Below are 18,588 nucleotides of genomic sequence, written 5' to 3' on the forward strand. Positions count from 1 at the left end.
ACCCGATGATGGAACTCCGTTACGACACCTTCTACATCGGTGGCACGTGGGTCCGCCCCGCCACCGACCGGGTGATCACCCCGGTGAACGCCAGCACCGAGGAGCCCCTCGGCCAGGTGCCGGAGGGCAGCGAGGCCGACATCGACGCGGCGGTCGCCGCCGCCCGGCAGGCTTTCGACGACCCGTCCGGCTGGGCGAGCTGGGAGCCCGCCCGGCGCGCCGAGGTGATGGACCGCCTGGCCGACGCGATCGACCGGCGGGCCGACGGCTTCGTCGAACGGGTGAGCGCCCAGAACGGCATGCCGGTCGCGGTCGCCCGGCAGTTGGAGATCGGCTACCCCACCGCCGTGCTGCGGTACTACGCCGGGCTGGCGCGGGAGGCCGTCTTCGACGAGACCAGGGCCGGGCTGTTCGGCGGCTCGATCGAGGTCCGCCGCGTCCCGGCCGGGGTGGTCGCGGCCATCGTGCCGTGGAACTTCCCGCAGGCTCTGTCGATGTTCAAGATCGCGCCCGCGATGGCGTCCGGCTGCACGCTCGTCATCAAGCCGTCGCCGGAGACCGTGCTGGACGCGTATCTGCTGGCCGAGGCCATCGAGGAGGCCGGCGTCCCCGCCGGGGTCGTCAACATCGTGCCGGCCGGGCGCGAGGTCGGCGCCTACCTGGTCGCGCATCCGGACGTCGACAAGGTGGCCTTCACCGGCTCCACCGCCGCCGGGCGGATCATCGGCGAGACCTGCGGACGGCTGCTGCGCCCGGTCACCCTGGAGCTCGGCGGCAAGTCCGCGGCGATCGTCCTCGACGACGCGGAGCTGAACCTGGCCGAGATCGGCGAGGGCCTGTTCGGCTCCACGCTCCTCAACAACGGCCAGACCTGCTTCCTCGGCACCCGCGTCCTGGCCCCGCGCAGCCGCTACACGGAGGTCGTCGACGCCTTCACGGCCCTGGCCGGCTCCCTGACCGTCGGCGACGCCGGGGACCCGGCGACGCAGATCGGGCCCATGGCCACCGCCCGGCAGCGTGACCGCGTGGAGACGTACATCGCCAAGGGGCGCGGTGAGGGCGCCCGCCTGACCCTCGGCGGCGGCCGGCCCGCGGGCCTGGACCGGGGCTGGTTCGTCGAGCCGACCATCTTCGCCGACGTCGACAACAGCTCGGTCATCGCCCAGGAGGAGATCTTCGGCCCGGTGCTGTCGCTCATCCCGTACGACGACGTCGACGATGCCGTCCGCATCGCCAACGACTCGGACTTCGGCCTCGGCGGCACGGTATGGACGAGCAATCCCGAGCGCGGCGCGGCCGTCGCCCACCGGGTCCGCACCGGCACCATCGGCGTCAACCGCTACATCCCCGACCCGGCCGCGCCGTTCGGCGGCGTCAAGGCCAGCGGTCTCGGCCGGGAACTGGGACCGGAGGGCCTGGCGGCCTACCAGCAGATTCAGACCGTGTATCGGTGACCGTGAGGCTGCCCGCCCGCGCCGGTCACGCGGACGACCCTTCACGGGCGGGCAGCCACACGCAGGCGCCTCTCCACCCGGCACTGAACGTGTCCGGGCTGCCGCACCCGGCACGACCGGGATGTCAACGCGGCCAAGAACATCCTTGCGGCTGGTCGAGCCGTAGCCAGGCAGAGCCCTGGCGATGTCACCAGTGCGCATGCGTTCTGCCAAGTGTTGCCGTCACCGGCACTTCTTCGGGCGGCCGGCGCTAAGAAGAGGCCGGTGGGATCAAATAGCTCGTGGCTGCGCGCCGATCCATGGCGGGCGCTGCTGATACTGGTGGCCGTCTGCTACGGGATCGTCCAGCTCGTCGTGGTCACCCCCGGAATGGGGCTGGGGTGGGACGAGGCGGTCTATGTCAGTCAGGTCGATCCGCGCGTGCCCGCGGCCGAGTTCATCGCGCCTCGCGCCCGGGGGATCACTCTGCTGGTCGCCCCGTTGGTGCAGATCACCTCGTCGACGGAGGCGCTGCGGGTCTACCTGTGCCTGCTGTCCGCCCTGGCGCTGTACGTGTCGTTCGCAACCTGGCTGCGCGTGCGCTCCGGGCCGATGGTGCCGATCGCCGCGCTGCTGTTCGCGTCCTTGTGGCTGTCGTTGTTCTACGGCAGCGAAGCCATGCCGAACCTGTGGGTGGCGTTCGGCGCGGTGGCCGCCGTCGGCTGCTTCCTGCGCTGCGTGCGGCCGGGCAGCGGGCGCGGCCCGGCAGCCGGGGTGGCGCTGAGTGTGGCCGCGGTGGCCCTGCTGCGCCCGCCGGACAGCATCTGGCTCGTCCTTCCGCTTGCGGCGGCCCTCGCCAGGCCGGGATGGCGGCAGGCCAAGGCCGGCGTCGCCCTTGTCGCAGGCCTGGTCGCGGGCTGGGCCGACTGGATCGTCGAGGCGTACGTCAGGTTCGGCGGGCCGGCCGCTCGCTGGCAGGCCGCCGGCGCGGCGAACGAGACCGGCCTGCACTTCTCGCTGTACGAGCACGCCCGAGCGCTCAACGGCCCGCTGCTCTGCCGACCCCCCGCGCACTGCGGGCCCGTCGTGCTGCCCTGGCTGCTCTGGTGGCTGGCGATTCCCGCCCTTGTCCTGCTCGGCCTGTACGCGGCCCGCCGCCGTGAACTCCTGGCCGAGTACATGGTGCCGGCCGCCGCCGGCCTGTCGCTGGCCGCGCCGTACGTCCTCCTGGTCGGCTACGCGGCGCCCCGCTTCCTGCTTCCGGCGTACGCGCTGCTGGCACTCCCGATCGCGCACGGCGTCCTCTGGTTGCTGGCAGAGCCGCTGAAGCCGGGGCTCCGATATGCCGTTTCCGGTCTCGTAGCCGCGGGCTTTCTCGGACAATTCGCCCTGCAGGGACTCACGCTGGAAAAGGTCGCCGCCCCTCGACTGGCCAAGCGCCAGGCCGACGCCCAGGTCGCTCGCGCCCTGAGCGCCCTGGGCCTGCGCCGGCCGTGCCTGGTGTACGGCGAGCACGCGGTGATGATCGCCTATCGGGTGGGGTGCGAGGCGCACACGGTCCTGCGCTGGCCGCAGGAGTCCGCGGCGCCCGCCCCGGTGCAGAGCGCCCAGCGCGCGGGCAAGCGCGTGGTCGCCGTCGACATGGGGCGGTCACCCGCGGCACCGTTCCTCCTGACTTGGGAGAGGAGGCCGCTGCCGGCGGCACGACCCGGCAAGTGGCACGTGTACCTGCCCGCTGAGCCGGCGACCACCGGAAACCCGAAGGTCCTCACCCGGCGGCCGTCTTCTGGAGCGGGAAGTGACACGCGGCCGCGTGCAGCGGCTCCTCGCCGGACGGCTCCAGAGGCGGCACCACATGGGCGCAGTCGTCCTGAGCCTGCCAGCAGCGGGTACGGAAGCGGCACCCCGACGGCGGGTCGAGCGGTGACGGCACCTCGCCCTTGAGCAGGATCCGCTCGCGCCGCGCTCCCGGGGTGACGTCGAGCACCGGCGCCGCGGACATCAGCGCGGCGGTGTAGGGATGGCGCGGCCGGTCGAACACCTGCCGCGTCGGACCCGTCTCGACGATCTTGCCGAGGTACATGACCGAGACCCGGTCGGCGACGTGCCGGACGACGGACAGGTCGTGGGAGATGAACACGTACGACACCCCCAGCCGGGCCTGCAGGTCGGTGAGGAGGTTGAGCACCTGTGCCTGGACCGACAGGTCGAGCGCAGACACGGGCTCGTCGCACACGATGACGTCCGGTTCGAGGGCGAGCGCGCGGGCGATCCCCAGCCGCTGGCGCTGGCCGCCGGAGAGCTCCTGCGGGTAGCGGCGGGCGTCGCTCGCCCGCAGGCCCACCATCTCGAGCAGTTCGGCCACCCGCTTGCCGCGCTCCCTCACCGGCACCAGGTCACGGTGCGTCCGCCACGGCTCGGCGACGATGTCCTCGGCGCACAGCCGGGCGTTCAGCGACGCGAACGGGTCCTGGAACACCATCTGGACCCGGCGGCGCCACCTGAGCAGCTCCTTGCCGCGCAGTGCGAACGGGTCCGTGCCCTCGAACCTGACGTGGCCCTGGTCCGGGCGCTCCAGCATGAGCAGCACCCGGGCGAGGGTCGACTTGCCGCAGCCGGACTCCCCGACCAGGCCCAGCGTCTCGCCGTGCTCGAGTCGCAGGTCGACGCCGTCCAGCGCGCGCAGGCGGTTGCGGCCGGAGGCGCCGCGGGCCACGTGGAAGGTCTTGCTCACCCCTGTCACGTCCAGCAGCGGGTCCCGGGTGGCGGGCTCAGTCATCGGTCAGCTCCCTCCAGTGGTGGCACGCGGACAGGCGGCCGGGTCCGGCCTCGACGAGGACCGGGCGCTGCTGCGCGCACACGTCGCGGGCCATCGGGCAGCGCGCGCGGAAGGCGCAGCCCGAGGGCACCGAGTGCAGATCGGGCGGGCTGCCCGGGATGGACTTCAGGGTGGTCCCGCGCGCGACCTCGGCCGGCACCGAGTCGAGCAGCCCGCGCGTGTAGGGGTGGCGCGGCTTCGAGAACACCTCCGCCACCCGGCCGGTCTCGACGATGCTGCCCGCGTACATGACGGCCACATGATCGGCCTGCTCGGCCACGACCGCGAGGTCGTGGGTGATGAGGATCAGCGCCGTCTGCTGCTCGGTGCGCAGCTCGCGCAGCAGCTCCATGATCTGGGCCTGCACGGTGACGTCGAGGGCGGTGGTGGGCTCGTCGGCGAGCAGCACCTTGGGGTGCAGGGCCACGGCCAGCGCGATGAGCAGCCGCTGGCGCATGCCACCGGAGAACTGGTGCGGATAGGCGCCGGCGCGGGCGCCCGGCTCGGGGATGCCGACCCGCTCCATCAGCTCGACGGCCCGCTTCCGCGCCGCGCGGCGCGACAGGCGCTGGTGGATCCGGAACGGCTCGGCGAGCTGGGCGCCGACCGTCTGGACGGGGTTCAGCGCGGTGAGCGCGTCCTGGAACACGATGGACAGGCCGGGACCGGCCAGCCGCCGGCGCTGCGCCGATGACAGGGTGAGAATGTCGGTCCCGTCCAGGCGGACGGCGCCGCCCGCCACATGTGCCACAGGGTCGAGCAGGCCGACGATGGCCTGCGCCGTCATGCTCTTGCCACAGCCCGACTCGCCCAGGAGCGCCAGTGTCTCACCGGATCGCACGGAGAAGCTGACCTCCCGTACGGCGCGCACTGTTCCTGACGGGGTCCGGATGTCGACCGCCAGCCGATCCACTTCGAGCACCGGGGACCCGCTCATGCGCCCTCCTTCGTCGGTCGCACGAGCGAGACTCGGCTGTGTCCATCTTTTCGCTCGCTGCGCTCGCTCATGGCCGCACCTCCTTCTTGCCGCGGCGGGAGCGGGGCAGGGTGAGCCGCCACCGCTGGCCGGGGTCCATGGCCAGGCGCGCCCACGACGCGAGCACGGTCGCCGACACGGTGGTCACCACGATGGCGAGCCCGGGAAAGACGGCGATCCACCAGGCGCTCTGCAGCACCGCCCGGCCCTGGGCGACCATCAGGCCCCAGCTCATGTCCGGCGGCTGGATGCCGATGCCCAGGAAGCTCAGCGACGATTCGGTCAGCATGACGAAACAGAAGTCCAGGGTCGCGACGGTGAACAGGGTGGGCAGCACGGTCGGCGCCACGTGCCTGGCGATGATCGCCCAGCTCTTGGTGCCGAATGTGCGCGCCGCGTCCACGAACAGCCGGCTCTGCAGCTCGGCCGACTCCGCCCGGGCGGCCCGCAGGTAGATCGGGATCCGGGCGATCGCCAGGACCAGGACGATGTTCAAGGCGCTGGGGGAGAAGACGTACAGGACGACCACGGCCAGCAGCAGCGACGGGAAGCTGAGGATGACGTCGGCGACGCGCATGGAGACGTTCTCCCGCCAGCCTCGGTGGTAGCCCGCCCACATTCCCCAGATCGACCCGATGACGAGGGAGATCACGACGGCCGGGATCGCGACGGAGAGCGTCGTGCGGCTCGCCACGATGAGCCTGGCGAGCAGGCTGCGCCCGAGCGAGTCGCTGCCGAGCGCGAACGCCCAGCCGTCGTCGAGGCTGAACGGCGGCCGGTTGACCGCCCGCAGGTTCTGCTTCACGGCCAGGTCGCCGAACAGCATCGGCCCCACGAGGGCGGAGGCGGCCACGATCAGCAGGATCACCACCGCCAGGCAGGCGAACCGATCCCGCAACAGCAGCCGCCACCAGTTCGTCCGCCGGGTGGCGGGGGTGACAGCCGGGCTCTCGATCATGAAGTCTCCGTTCGTCATGTCGTCACCCCCTGGCGGACCCGGGAGTCCAGGAGCGCGTAGCAGGCGTCGATGACGATGTTGAGCGCGAAGATGGTGACCGCGGTCACCAGGACCGCGGCCTGCAGCACCGCGAAGTCGCGCTGCAGGATCGAGGTGATCATCAGCTTGCCGATGCCCGGCCAGCCGAAGATCGTCTCGACGACCACGGCCCCGTTGACCAGCCCGACCGCGAGGTCGCCTGCCACGGTGAGCGCCGGCGGCGCGGCGTTGCGCAGGGCGTGGCCGAAGACCACCCGCACCTCGCCGGCGCCCTTGCTCCGGGCGACCTTGATGTACGGCGCGGACAGCGCGGTGACCATCGCCCCGCGCACCACCTGCACGAGCACGCCGAACGGCCGGATCAGCAGGGTGAGCACCGGCAGCACCCATGCCGCCGCGCCCACCGTGCCCGAGGTGGGCAGCCAGCCGAGGGCCACGGCGAAGACCAGGACGCCCATGATGGCGAACCAGAAGTCCGGCATGCTCGCCGCGGTCGTCGAAGTGAAGCTGGCGACCCGATCGGCCAGGGAGTTCGGGCGGTAGGCCGCCCAGCTCCCGACGACGATCGCGCCGAGGACGGCCAGGATCATCGTGGCCCCGGCCAGTTGCAGCGTCGCCGGGAACGCCCGCAGCACGGCGTCGGCGGCGGGCTCGGCGGTCCGCAGCGACTCGCCGAAGTCCAGCCGGAACACCTGGGCCAGGTAGTCGCCGAACTGGACGAGCAGCGGCTGGTCGAACCCGTGCCGGGCGGAGAACTCCGCCCGCATCTCAGCAGTGGCGCTGAGCGGCAGGTAAAGATTCGCCGGGTCGCCGGTGAGGCGTGCCAGGCAGAACACGCCGAGGACCACGACGACCAGCGGGATCGCGCTGGAGGCGATGCGACGCCGCAGGAAGGTCAGCACACCTGCTCCTCTCAGCCGGCCGGGTGCATGTCGGCGAGACGCATCTCGTCGTTCGTGGCGGCGTTGGGCTTGTAGGTGACCCGCTGAGACAGGGCGAGGATGCCCGTCATGTGCGCCATGACGGCGTCCCGTACGACGTCCTTGTTCTGATACTCCAGCGCCTTGGCGAACGCCGCCTGGCGCTCCTCGCCCGAGGCCTGCTCGGCCGCGCTGATCAGCTCGTCCAGCTCCTTGGTGCCGTAGCTGCTCTGCGCGCCCTTGGTGCCGTAGATCTGGCCCATCGTGAAGGCCGCGTCACCGGCCTGGTTGCCGTGCTGGGCCTGCAGCAGGGTCGGGCCGGCGTCCTTGGGGAACGGCGCCAGCAGGTACTCCAGCCAGGCGTTCACGTCCAGCATCTCGATCTTCACCGAGAGCCCGGCCTCGTTCAGCGAGTTCTGCACGACCTCCATCGCCTCGGCGGCCTTGGGGTAGATCCCGTTCCGCCCGATGATCGTGATGGGGGTGCCCGTGGGGACGCCGTCCGCCTTGGCCTCCGCGATCAGCTTCTTGGCCTGCGCCATGTCGTACGGCCAGGGCTGGATGGCGGTGTTGTGACCGGTGACGCCTTCCGGGACGAGCTGGCCCGCCGGCTTGCCGAGCCCGGCGAACACCGAGGCGATGAGCCCGTCCTTGTCGAGGGCGTAGTTGACGGCCTGGCGCACGCGGACGTCGTTGAGCGGCGCCTTGGCGGCGTCGATGCGCAGGTAGGAGGTCTCGTTGTTGGGGAACTCCACGGCGGAGTCGCCGGCGCCGTCCTCGGGGGCAAGGCCGATGGCGATGTCCGCCTCGTCGCTCTTGATCATGGCCGCGCGGATGCTGCCCTCGCCACGCCAGACGTACTCCGCCGCGGCGAACTCCGGCGCCTTGCCCCAGTATCCGGTGAACCGTTCCAGGCGCAGGCTGCGGCCGGTGTCCCACTTGGCGATCTTGTACGGGCCGGTGCCGACGGGCTCGCGGACCTTGCCGGTCGTGCTCGTCGTGGTCGGCACGATCTCGACGAAGGACAGCCGCAGCGGCAGGATCGGGTCCGGCTTGGCCGTCTTCACCTTCAGGGTCGTGTCGTCCGCGGCCGTCGCCGTGAGCTCGATGCCGCCGAAGACGTACCCGTCCACGTTGCAGTCGATCTTGGAGCCGACGGTGCGGTCGATGGAGAAGGCGGCCGCCTTGGCGTCGAACGCGGTGCCGTCGTGGAACTTCACGCCTGGGCGCAGGGTGAAGGTCCACTCGGTCGGCGAGTCCTGCTTCCACTCCGTGGCCAGCGCCGGCTGGAGCGCGCCGGTGCCCGGATCCCGCTCCGTGAGCGCCTCGGTGATGTTGGCCCGGGTGACGCGCCCGGTCGCGGTGAGCGAGGCGTCGCACGGCTCCAGCGTCGGCGGCTCCTCGGGCAGCACGATGCGGACGGTGCTCACCGCGCCGGACGAGGCTTCTGGGCCGCTGTTCGCGACCGAGCACGCGCCGGCGGGCAGGATGGCGGCGAGCGCCAAGAGGGCAGAGGCCGCCTGGCGGCGGCGGGGGGTGTTGATCATAGTTCCTCCGTAATGGACTGCCCCTGGTGCCGGGCAGGCCACGTGCTATGCGACAGGCGTCGCGTTGAGAGCGGCGAGGCCGCGGTCGATGATGCGGGCGAGCCGCTCGCGGTGCTCCGGGGTGACATCCGCCAGCGGCGCGCGGACGGGCCCGGCGGAGCGGCCGCGAATGTCCAGCCCTGCCTTGATGAGGGAGACGGCGTAGCCGGGGGTCGTCTGGCGCAGCTCGGCGAGCGGTGCGTAGAACTCGCGCAGCAGCAGCTCCTGGGTCGCGTCGTCGCCGTTCTCGAACGCCTGGAAGAACGCGACGGCGACCTCAGGGACGAAGGCGAGCACCGCCGAGGAGTAGGCGCGGGCGCCGAGGCCGGCGTAGGCGCGGGCGAAGATCTCGGCGGTCGGCATGCCGTTCAGCAGGGGCAGCCGTCCGGCGGTGGCGGTGTGGATCAGCTGGAGCAGCTCCATGTCGCCGTGCCCGTCCTTCAGCGCGACGATGTTATCCACCTCGGCGAGCTCGGCCACCGCCCTGGGGGAGAAGATCGCGGTGCCGCGCTGGTAGAGGATCACGTCCAGATCCGTGGCGGCGGCCACCTCACGGTAGTGCGACACGAGCCCGGCCGGCGGCCCGGCCTGCAGGTACGGCGGGAGCACCAGCAGGCCGTCGGCCCCGGCGGCCTGGGCGGCCCGGGCGAACTCCGCGGCCGTCCGCGTGCCGCCGCCGACTCCGCAGAGCACGGGGACCGCTCCGGCGACGTGCTCGACGGCGGCCCTGACGACCGCCTGGTGCTCGGTGGCCGTCAGCGACGCCAGCTCCCCGGTGCCGCAGGCGACGAAGAGCGCGCCGGGCTTCGCGGCGAGCACGTCGGTGAGGTGGGCCCCGAAGCGGGAGAGATCCACGTCTCCCGATTCCGTGAACGGCGTGACCGGGAAGGCGAGCAAGCCGGACAGGGAATTGACGACTCGCGGAACAGCGGGGGAAAGCAAGAGCAAACCTCTTGTCTACGTATGGAGACGGCATCTATATTTGTAGCCGAGACATTAAGTTGGTGTTTCCACAGACGTCAAGAGGTGGTCGATGACGCAGCACGTTGTTCCGCAGCCATCCGCTCAGCCCAGCGAGGTCGGAGGGGGTGTCCGCAGCGTCAAATCGGCCGAGCGGACCATCGCGGTGCTGGAATACCTCAGCTCCGCCGCGCAGGCCCGCACGCTGCGGGAGGTGTCCGCCGACCTCGGCTTTCCCCGGGCCAGCGGCTACGCGCTGCTCACCACGCTGGTGAGCACGGGCTGGGTCGAGACCGACGGCGCCAGCCGTTACCGGATCGGAATCCGCGCGCTGCGTGCCGGGGCGGCGTACGTGGAGCGGGACGACGTCGTCCAGCGGGCGCAGCCGATGATGAACGAGCTGAACATCGAGCTCGGCGAGACCGTGCACCTGGCCCGCCTCGACGGCGCGGAGGTCGTCTACCTGGCCACCAACATCTCCAGGCACTCCCTCGCCGTCGTCTCCCGGCCCGGCCGGCGCCTGCCCTCATGGGCGACGGGGCTCGGCAAGGCGATCCTCGCCGGGCGCCCCTGGGAGGAGGTCGACGAGCTCCTGCCGGAGATCCTGGAGCCGCGCACCATCCATACGATCACCGACAGGGCGACGCTACGCGCCGAACTCGAGGAGATCCGCCGCCGTGGCCACGCCGTCGACGAGCAGGAGTCGACCCTCGGCCTGCGCTGCTTCGCCGTCGCCCTGGACTTCGGGTCCGCCCCGAACGAGGCGCTCAGCTGCTCCATCCCCGTCGTCCGCCTCAGCCCCGAGCGCGAGGAGGAGATCGTGGCCGCCCTGCTCCAGGCCCGGGCGCACATCATCCGCTGACAACACTTGCACTTTTATTGACACGTGTCCATTATTTGTTGGTATGACTATCGAGCCGGTGTCGGCCGCCCCAGCCCAGGATCGCCGGGTGCGGCGTACGCGGTCCGCTCTCATGCGGGCCGCGGTCGCCCTGGTGAGCGAGCGGGGCACGGCGGCCGTCTCGGTCTCGGACCTCGCCGAGGCGGCGGATGTGAGCCGGCAGGTGCTGTACCAGCAGTTCGGCGATCGCGACACACTGCTGCTGGAGGCGGCGCTCGACCTGACCCGCGAACTGCTCCCGGGTGTCTCGGACGTCTCGGACGTGTCGATCCGGCGGAACCGGGCGCTGGCCGCGGCGCGGCATTTCGCGGAACACCGGGTGTTCTACCGGGCGGTGCTGACCAGCTCGTGCGCGTTCGCCCTGAACAAAGCGTTGATGGACTTGTTCCTCCCCCTCAACCGCCAGGTCATCCTGCAAGTGCATGGCCGGCGGCTCGACCCGGACCTGTCCGAGGACCTCGCCATGTTCATGACCGGCGGCGCGGCCGCGTTCATCAACACCTGGGTGGTGGAGGGTGAAGACCCGCTCGACCCCGAGGAGTTCACCGACCGGCTCTTGCGGTTGACGCCCGTCGTCATCGGCATGCGCCCGCCCACCACTGAACACGACGAGGAGCAGCGCCCGTGAACCTGATCAGCCATCTCATCCAGCGCCGGTTGAAACTACCTGCGCCGTCGACCCGGGATCTTGCCGTGCAGCGGGATCTTCGGGTGCCGATGCCCGACGGGGTCGACCTGCTGGCCGACCGGTGGGCGCCGCGGTCCGGGGGCGAGGCCCTGCCGACCGCGCTGCTCCGCTCCCCGTACGGCCGGAGCGGCATCATCGGCGCGAGTATGGCCCGCCCGCTGGCCGAACGCGGATACCATGTGCTGATCCAGAGCACCCGCGGCGGCTTCGGCTCAGGCGGCACCTTCGACGCGCTGCGCCAGGAACGCGAGGACGGCCTGGCGACCCTGGACTGGGTGATCAAGCAGTCGTGGTTCGGCGACTCCCTCGTGCTGGTCGGCCTGAGTTACCTGGGCTACGTGCAGTGGGCCGTCGCCGACAGTCTGCCACCGCAGGTCAAGGCGATGATCCCGCAAGTGACAGAGTCCGCGTTGACCCTCGAGTTCCTGCGTCAGGACGGCCTCTCGCTGGAGACCCCGTTCGGCTGGGGCGCTTTGATCGCCACCCAGGAACGCCGCTGGGCGCTTCTGCGCCAGCTCATGCAGACCAGGAGAACCCGCCGCGCGCTGTCCACGCTTCCACTCGACCGGGCCGGCGTCGCCGCCATCGGCAAGCGCTCGGACTACATCCAGGACATCCTTGCCCGCGACGCCGATGACCCGCGCTGGGAAGGCATCGACCACCGGCACCGGGTGGCCGAGGTCAGCGTGCCGGTCAGCTCGATCGGCGGCTGGTACGACATCTTCCTGCCCGGCCAGCTCCGCGACTTCGAGATCCTGCAGCAGGCGGGCCGTCCGGCCCGGCTGACCGTCGGCCCCTGGACCCACCTGAACGGGGACGGCACAGCGATGATCGAGGCCCTCGAGTTCGGGCTCCCGCATGCCCGTGGCGAGCAGCCACCCGAGCGCGCGCCGGTGCGGCTCTTCGTGATGGGCGAGGAAGCCTGGCGCGACTTCGCGTCCTGGCCCCCGGCCGGCTACACCCCGCAGCGCTTCCACCTCCACACCGGCGGCGCCCTGTCCACCGAGCCACCCGGCGAGTCGCCCCCTGACCACTACCGCTACGACCCGGCGAACCCCACGCCCGCGGTCGGCGGCGTGCGCATGGTCGCCGACAGCGGCCGCGTCGACAACACCGCCCTGGAGGCCCGCCCGGACGTGCTCACCTACACCACCACCGTCCTCGACCAGGACGTCGAGGTCATCGGCGAGGTCAGCGCCGAGATCTGGTTCCGCTCCAGCCTTCCGCACGCCGACGTGTTCGTCCGCCTCTGCGACGTCGACGAGAGTGGCCGCTCGACCAACGTCTGCGACGGCCTGACCAGCCTCAGCAGCGCCGGCCAGACCACCAGCGCCACCGTCAAGCTCTGGCCGACCGCACACCGCTTCAAGCAGGGCCACCGCATCAGGATCCAGGTCTCCAGCGGCGCCTTCCCCCGCTACGCCCGCAACCCCGGCACCGGCGAACCCCACACCACCGCCATCACCCTCAAGGCCGCCGACCAGACGATCTACCACGACCCCGACCACCTTTCCGCGGTGATCCTGCCCATCCGGAACGCTGAGCCGTCGACGCCCACCTCTGCCGGAGGTCTGTCGTAGCAGCCGGCGACGTCCCTTCGTCATCCCACACGTCGGCGTTCAGCGAACTCGCCGCCCACCTGCGCCGCGCGCGGCAGGCCGCCCCCGAGCCGGGGCAGGCCCTGCGCGCCGTCTGCCGCGCCTATCTGGATTTCGCGACCGAGCGGCCTGCCCTGTACCAGGCCATGTTCGTCCTGCCCACCGACGTGAAGTTTGCGAGCGCCGAGACACCACCCCCGCTACGGGCCGCTTTCGGCGAGTTCGTCAGCTGCTTCCGCCCGGACGACGAGCGACGCGAACTGTTCGCCGAAGTCACCTGGAGCGCATTGCACGGCATGGCCGTCCTGTCCGACAGCGGTCGCATCCCCCGGACGGCCAGGAGGAGCGGCTCGATTTCCTCGTCACTCAGATCGTCGGCGGCGCGGCCGGCGCCCAGTTGGCGGCAGTGATCATCACCGGTACGCCGGCCGCAGCGATCCCCGCCGAGTCGGGCTACACCACGGCCTTCTACGCGGCGGCGGCCGCCGCGGCCCTCGCCCTGGCGCTCTCGGCGGCCCTCCCAAGAACACCAGGACAGGGCAGTGAACGCCTTCGGTAGACGGGTCCGCGGCACGAGCACGCGCCCAGTGCCGACTCCACCGGCGAACAACCCCGTGAACGACCGGTGGCGCCGGCTGATGATTCCGTCACGACCCCGGAGGCGGTGCCTCGATCCGCAGCGTGGGCGGCACGATCTTCTCGTACGTGGGGAGGTGTTTGACCAGGTCGGTCGCGCGGTGGAAGGCGATGGCGCGGTCGAAGGACGTCCGGGTGAAGCCGATCTTCTCCGGTATCTCGGTCCTCATGAGACCCGGCAGCTCGGTCAGCGCCTTCGGATCGATGCCCTTGAGGTACACCGCCAGCATCTTCGTGATCTCGGCGGAATCCGTCTCGTGGATGTACCGCTGGGCGCGTTCGAGGGCGCGCTGGAAGGCGGCGACCTCCTCGGGCTTCTTGTCCATGATCCGCTGAGTGGTGAACACGACGCCGTGCGCGGTCTGCTCCAGGTCGGGCACGTCGCCGGCGGCGGGTGAGATGTAGCGGGTGCCGATGCCGGCGGCCGCCGCCTGCTGGGCGATCGGCTGGAAGAACGAGAGCGCGTCCACCCGTCCGGCTTTGAGCGCGCCCAGCGCCGAGGCGGCGGTGCTGCCGAGGTTGACCAGTTCGCAGTCCGTGGCGGAGTTCATGCCTACCTTGGCGAACAGGTAGGTGACCAGCGCTTCGGTCCCGCTCCCCGGGCCGGTGATGCCGATCTTCTTGCCGCGCAGGGCGCGGATGCGCTGATCGAGCGGGGCGGTCGCGGTGGCGCCGGTGAAGGAGGAACCGACCACCACGTCGACGTAGTACCGGTCCACCAGGTTGGCCACCAGCCTGCCCTTGTCGTCGATCCTGGCGAGGTTGAGCGCGTCGGTCAGCACCCCGGCACCCAGGTCGATGCTGCCCGACTTGAGCGCGGCCGCGACCTTGGCACCGGTACCGAGCCTGGGCCGCTCGCCGAGTTTGACCCCCTCCTCCGTGAAATATCCCTTCTGTTCGGCCACGAAGAGCGGGAAGAACGCGATCGAGTTGCTGATCTGGCCGACGTTCAGCACGCCTGGCGGCGTGGTCGAACTGCGTTGCGCGCAACCGGTCGCGGCCAGGACGAGGGCGGCCAGGACCGCGAGGACCGCGCGCCTCACTGGTCCGCCCCTATCGGCTTCCACCGGCCGGCCCGGCGGTCGAGCAGCCCGACGACCAGGTTCAGCAGTGCCGCGATCACGCTCAGGACCACCAGCGTGGCGAACACCCCCGCGGTGTCGAACTGCGCGGCCGCGTCGTTGATCAGATAGCCGAGCCCCCGGTTGGAGGCCACCAGCTCCCCGATCACGGCGCCGATGAGGGCATAGGGAACGGCCACCTTGAGCCCGGTGAGCAGCCCGGTCATCGACGACGGGACGACCACCTTGATCATGATCTCGCGCCGGCCGCCACCCATCAGGCGCACGGCGTCGATCAGGCCGCGGTCCACCTCGCGCACGCCCGCGGCCGTGTTGAGAAAGACGAGGAAGAACACCGTCGCGGCGGCCAGCAGGACCTTCATGTGGATGCCGATCCCGAACCAGACGATGAACAGCGGCGCCAGGGCGACCTTCGGGATCGCGTAGAGCGCCATGATGAACGGATCGAGCACCCGGTAGACGGCCTGCGCCGAGGCCAGCAGGAAGCCGGTCAGCGCGCCGGCGACCGCGCCGAGCACGAAGCCGTAGACGACCTCCTGAACCGTGATCCAGGTGTTGGACCACAGCGTCCCGTCCTGCTGCCATTGGACCAGGCGGGTCCAGATGTCGCTCGGCCTGCTGGTGAAGGTGATGTCGAACCATCGGTCCGCGGTCAGTTCCCACACGACCAGCAGCGTCACCACCAGCAGCGCCCGCAGGGACCACACCGTGACGGTGCCGCCGTGCCTGCTCCACCAGCTCCGGTCGAGGTTCACCGTTTGGATGGCGGTCATCGCGCTCCCTCCCGCACGGCCTCGGTCAGCTCCCGGTGCAGGGCGACGAAGACCGGGTCCACCCGCAGTTCGTCGGCGTCCCTGGGTCTGGGCAGGTCGACCGGCCGGTCCAGCACGACGCGGCCGATCCGGCCGAGCACGACGACCCGGTCGCCCATCAACAGCGCCTCCTCGATGTCGTGGGTCACGAACACCACCGTCTGCCCGCTGTCCTCCCACAGCCGCAGCAACTCCGCCTGCAGGTCGCCGCGCAGCTGGGCGTCGAGCGCGCCGAACGGCTCGTCCATCAGCAGCGTTTCCGGGTCGCCTGCCAGCATCCTGGCCAGGCTGACCCGGCGGCGCATTCCACCGGACAGCTCGCGCGGATAGTGCCTCTCGAATCCCTGCAGGCCGACCTTGTCGATCAGTTCCGCCGCGCGTTCCCGCCGGCGCTGGGCGGGCACGCCACCGATCTCCAGCGGGAGCTCGACGTTTCTGCGGACGTTTCGCCACGGCATGAGCGTGTCGGACTGGGTGAGGTATCCCATCTCCGTGCGCGGGCCGGAGATCGGCTCGCCCCGGTAGGAGACCGAGCCCGAGGTCGGCGTGGTGAGGCCTGCGACCAGGTTGAGCATCGTCGATTTGCCGCAGCCGCTGCGGCCGAGCACGGTGACGAAGGTGCCCTCCGCGATCTCGAGGTCGAAGTCGCGCAGTGCCACGACGCCGATGTCGTCCTTGACGAACTGCTTGTTGAGCCCGCTCACCTCGATGACCGTGCCGCTCATTCCGCACCTGCCAGCCGGCGGGAGTTGTCGACGGCCATGATCCGTACGTCCTTCTCGGTGAAGCCCTCGGCGAGCAGCCGGTCGGCGAGCAGAGCGAGGCCGTCCTCCACGGGCGGGTTGAACGGCTGGCCGAGGTCGCTGGAGAGCACCGAATGCTCGGGCCCCACGGCGCTGATGTGCTCCAACCACGTCTCCCAGGACACCTTGCCGCTGTGTGGCGTGGTGAAGCAGCGTTCGAGCAGGGCGCCCTTGGCCGCGAGCGCCCGCTGCCCGTCGATGGCGACGCGCTGGGACGTGAACTCCGGGTGAGTGATCACGATGCGGCGCACGCCCTCCTCCACGGCCGCGTCCACCACCGCGTCGATCTCGTCCGCGCTCAGGTGGCCGGTGGCGAGCGTCATGTCATGCATGGCGATCACTTGGAGCACCTGCCGGGTCCTGTCGAGTACGGCGCCGCCGGGTCCCACCACGTCCACCGGATCGGCTGATATCCCCGCTTCCCGCAGTTCGGCCTGCAACCGGGCCCACATGGGCGGCGTGGCCCCTTCGGGGTCGGCGGCCGTGCAGGCCCGCTGGTTGGCGCTGTCCACCGTGGGCAGCCACACGACCTGCGCGCCACCCCGGGCGGCGATCTCGACGGCGATGGGATTCATGCCCCCCACGGACGCGTTCAGGGTGATCGCGCCGACCGCGCCGGCGCCGGGCACCGCGGCCCGGACCACCGCGGCCCGCTCCGTCGTGGGGACGTAGTGCGACTTGAGCACGAACCCGGCGAGCCCCACCTCGGCGAAGCGCGCCGCGAGGGTGAGGTCGTCGATCCGCCTGCGCATCACGTCGGGGGCGACGTGGATGTGGATGTCGTAGGCGCCGGCGACGAGCTCGCGGGCTCTTTCGGAGGGCTTGGGATGGTCTGGCATGCCTTGGTCTCCCAATATTGTCGCCATCTTGGTGAAACAGATTGTTAACAATATGGGGAGAGGCGTCAAGAGTCAGTCCTTGTACGTCCGCAGCGTCTCGATCACGCTACGGAGGTGACGACGAGCGGCCTGCTCGGCCATCTCCGGGTCACCCGAGGAGACGGCGTCGATGATGGCCAGGTGCTCGCCCAGCGACACGGCCGGCCGTCCAGGTTGCATGGCCAGGCGGAACTGGTGCCGTACGATCTGCGCGCGCAACCGCTCCAGCACGCCGCTCGCGGTGGCTTGACCGCTCAGCTGCCGTATCCGGCGATGCAGCGACTGGTTGAGCTCGGAGTAGCCGAGCACGTCGCCCGACGCGACGGCCTGCGACATCCGCGTGCCGATTCCGCGCAGCTCGTCCGCCTCCACCTGGGTCACCCGTTCGGCGGCCTTGGCCGCGCACAGCCCCTCGACCACCATGCGGACCTCGGTGATCTCGATGGCCTCCGCCAGGGAGACCGCGCGTACCCGCGCGCCCCGGTTCTGAACCCGCTCCACCAGGCCCTCGTTGGCCAGCTGCAGGAGCGCCGAACGCACTGAGCTCCGGCTGGCGGAAAAGCGCTCCGACAGGTCGGCCTCGACTAGCCGCTGGTGGGATACGAACTCGCCACGCATGATCCCGTCACGGATGGCGTCGAGCACCGTTGCCGAGTCTGTGGACACGTTCCCTCTCTCTGATTGTCACCAATTCTGTACTGAATATTGTATCGATCACCGGCACCAGGGCCCCGCGAACCGGCCGGGGCCGCGAGGCGGGGCCCTTTCGCACGGAGGGTGCACGTCACGCCACGAACAGCATTTACGGCAGCTTTAGGCCACTCAGTGCACTCTTGTCACGTTGCATACCTATCGGGAGGAAAAGATGACGTCTGGCCCGGACGAATTCAGCACCGCGGAAACCCTGTCGAACGAGCCCCCGAGGCGTCGCGTCCCCCGTTCCCTGCTGCTCATCGCCACCACCTCGCTCATCGTGGTCGCGGGTGCCGGCGTCGCCGCCGCGGCGGTGTTCTCGCCCTCGCCGTCCCCGACGCCCACGGCCAGCGACACCGCGACACCGTCGGCGAGCCCGTCCGGGACGCCGTCCGGCAAGGCGCCGGGATACGGCCGGGGCCACAGGATGGGCTTCGGCGGCCCTGCCCTGCACGGCGAGTTCGTCGTGCCCGACGGTGAGGGCACGTACGCGACCGTCGCCACCCAGTACGGCGACGTCACGGCCGTCGACCAGGACTCGATCACGGTCAAGAGCGAGGACGGCTACACCAAGGAGTACGTGGTCAACGGCGACACCCGGATCAACCGCGGCAGCGACGGCATAGACGCGGTGAAGACCGGGCAGAAGGTCGCCGTCACGGCGAAGGTGGACGGTGGCACGGCCACCGCCGTCTCGATCCACGACGCGACCATGCGCGGCGAGAAGGGCTTGCAGGGCAAGGGGGGCCGCTGGCACCGCGATCACCAGCCCGGCCGGCCGCCGACCTCCTCACCCTCCCCGTCCTC

General features: G+C 70.8%; 18 protein-coding genes and 1 pseudogene. 8 read left to right on the plus strand and 11 right to left on the minus strand.

Features of this window, described 5'->3' with window-relative positions:
* The first annotated feature begins 5 nt into the window (after positions 1–5).
* Both EJK15_RS19870 and EJK15_RS74610 read left to right on the plus strand, forming a co-directional pair.
* A complete protein-coding gene (locus EJK15_RS19870) occupies positions 6–1,454 on the plus strand; it encodes an aldehyde dehydrogenase (protein ID WP_206060984.1) in 1,449 nt (482 codons plus the stop codon).
* Between the two features lie 87 nt (positions 1,455–1,541).
* Positions 1,542–1,652 (plus strand): annotated as a pseudogene (locus EJK15_RS74610) (zinc ribbon domain-containing protein); the annotation flags it as partial.
* A gap of 1,549 nt (positions 1,653–3,201) precedes the next feature.
* Here EJK15_RS74610 and EJK15_RS19875 read toward each other — a convergent pair.
* From EJK15_RS19875 to EJK15_RS19900, 6 genes are all read right to left on the minus strand, one after another.
* Positions 3,202–4,212, minus strand: coding sequence for an ABC transporter ATP-binding protein (locus EJK15_RS19875; protein ID WP_138711943.1), 1,011 nt, complete (start codon positions 4,210–4,212; stop codon positions 3,202–3,204).
* A complete protein-coding gene (locus EJK15_RS19880) occupies positions 4,205–5,188 on the minus strand; it encodes an ABC transporter ATP-binding protein (RefSeq protein ID WP_138711944.1) in 984 nt (327 codons plus the stop codon). The genes EJK15_RS19875 and EJK15_RS19880 overlap by 8 nt, the downstream gene beginning before the upstream one ends.
* 67 nt (positions 5,189–5,255) lie before the next feature.
* On the minus strand, positions 5,256–6,203 hold the full coding sequence (locus tag EJK15_RS19885) for an ABC transporter permease (protein ID WP_138711945.1): 948 nt from the start codon (positions 6,201–6,203) through the stop codon (positions 5,256–5,258).
* A complete protein-coding gene (locus tag EJK15_RS19890) occupies positions 6,200–7,126 on the minus strand; it encodes an ABC transporter permease (protein WP_138711946.1) in 927 nt (308 codons plus the stop codon). The genes EJK15_RS19885 and EJK15_RS19890 overlap by 4 nt, the downstream gene beginning before the upstream one ends.
* 11 nt (positions 7,127–7,137) lie before the next feature.
* Positions 7,138–8,691, minus strand: a complete 1,554-nt coding sequence (locus tag EJK15_RS19895; RefSeq protein ID WP_138711947.1) for an ABC transporter substrate-binding protein — start codon at positions 8,689–8,691, stop codon at positions 7,138–7,140.
* 45 nt (positions 8,692–8,736) lie between these two features.
* A complete protein-coding gene (locus EJK15_RS19900; RefSeq protein ID WP_240777068.1) occupies positions 8,737–9,627 on the minus strand; it encodes a 5-dehydro-4-deoxyglucarate dehydratase in 891 nt (296 codons plus the stop codon).
* Between the two features lie 136 nt (positions 9,628–9,763).
* Between EJK15_RS19900 and EJK15_RS19905 the strand changes: the two genes are divergently transcribed.
* From EJK15_RS19905 to EJK15_RS70720, 5 genes are all read left to right on the plus strand, one after another.
* Positions 9,764–10,552, plus strand: coding sequence for an IclR family transcriptional regulator (locus EJK15_RS19905; RefSeq protein ID WP_138711948.1), 789 nt, complete (start codon positions 9,764–9,766; stop codon positions 10,550–10,552).
* Between the two features lie 43 nt (positions 10,553–10,595).
* Positions 10,596–11,219, plus strand: coding sequence for a TetR/AcrR family transcriptional regulator (locus EJK15_RS19910; protein ID WP_138711949.1), 624 nt, complete (start codon positions 10,596–10,598; stop codon positions 11,217–11,219).
* A complete protein-coding gene (locus EJK15_RS19915) occupies positions 11,216–12,859 on the plus strand; it encodes a CocE/NonD family hydrolase (protein ID WP_138711950.1) in 1,644 nt (547 codons plus the stop codon). Before EJK15_RS19910 ends, EJK15_RS19915 begins: the two co-directional genes overlap by 4 nt.
* 101 nt (positions 12,860–12,960) lie before the next feature.
* Positions 12,961–13,287 (plus strand): TetR-like C-terminal domain-containing protein, encoded by a 327-nt coding sequence (locus tag EJK15_RS19920; protein WP_276615409.1) that lies wholly within the window; start codon positions 12,961–12,963, stop codon positions 13,285–13,287.
* Positions 13,284–13,436 (plus strand): hypothetical protein, encoded by a 153-nt coding sequence (locus tag EJK15_RS70720; RefSeq protein WP_171074412.1) that lies wholly within the window; start codon positions 13,284–13,286, stop codon positions 13,434–13,436. Before EJK15_RS19920 ends, EJK15_RS70720 begins: the two co-directional genes overlap by 4 nt.
* 88 nt (positions 13,437–13,524) lie before the next feature.
* On the opposite strand, the gene EJK15_RS19925 is transcribed toward EJK15_RS70720, so the two are convergent.
* The 5 genes from EJK15_RS19925 to EJK15_RS19945 all read right to left on the minus strand — a co-directional run bounded on the left by EJK15_RS19925 (position 13,525) and on the right by EJK15_RS19945 (position 17,754).
* A complete protein-coding gene (locus EJK15_RS19925; RefSeq protein WP_138711951.1) occupies positions 13,525–14,556 on the minus strand; it encodes an ABC transporter substrate-binding protein in 1,032 nt (343 codons plus the stop codon).
* Entirely contained in the window at positions 14,553–15,368 is an 816-nt protein-coding gene (locus EJK15_RS19930; protein ID WP_138711952.1) for an ABC transporter permease, read from the minus strand. Before EJK15_RS19930 ends, EJK15_RS19925 begins: the two co-directional genes overlap by 4 nt.
* A complete protein-coding gene (locus EJK15_RS19935) occupies positions 15,365–16,132 on the minus strand; it encodes an ABC transporter ATP-binding protein (RefSeq protein ID WP_138711953.1) in 768 nt (255 codons plus the stop codon). Before EJK15_RS19935 ends, EJK15_RS19930 begins: the two co-directional genes overlap by 4 nt.
* On the minus strand, positions 16,129–17,049 hold the full coding sequence (locus tag EJK15_RS19940) for a DUF6282 family protein (protein WP_138711954.1): 921 nt from the start codon (positions 17,047–17,049) through the stop codon (positions 16,129–16,131). The genes EJK15_RS19935 and EJK15_RS19940 overlap by 4 nt, the downstream gene beginning before the upstream one ends.
* Before the next feature lie 72 nt (positions 17,050–17,121).
* Complete coding sequence (locus EJK15_RS19945; protein ID WP_240777069.1) at positions 17,122–17,754, minus strand: GntR family transcriptional regulator; 633 nt, start codon at positions 17,752–17,754, stop codon at positions 17,122–17,124.
* 199 nt (positions 17,755–17,953) lie between these two features.
* Between EJK15_RS19945 and EJK15_RS19950 the strand changes: the two genes are divergently transcribed.
* The coding region (locus EJK15_RS19950) for a hypothetical protein (protein WP_206060985.1) at positions 17,954–18,588 on the plus strand (635 nt) is incomplete at its 3' end.

It is taken from the genome of Nonomuraea basaltis (genome assembly GCF_005893125.1).
Classification (GTDB): Bacteria; Actinomycetota; Actinomycetes; order Streptosporangiales; family Streptosporangiaceae; genus Nonomuraea; species Nonomuraea basaltis.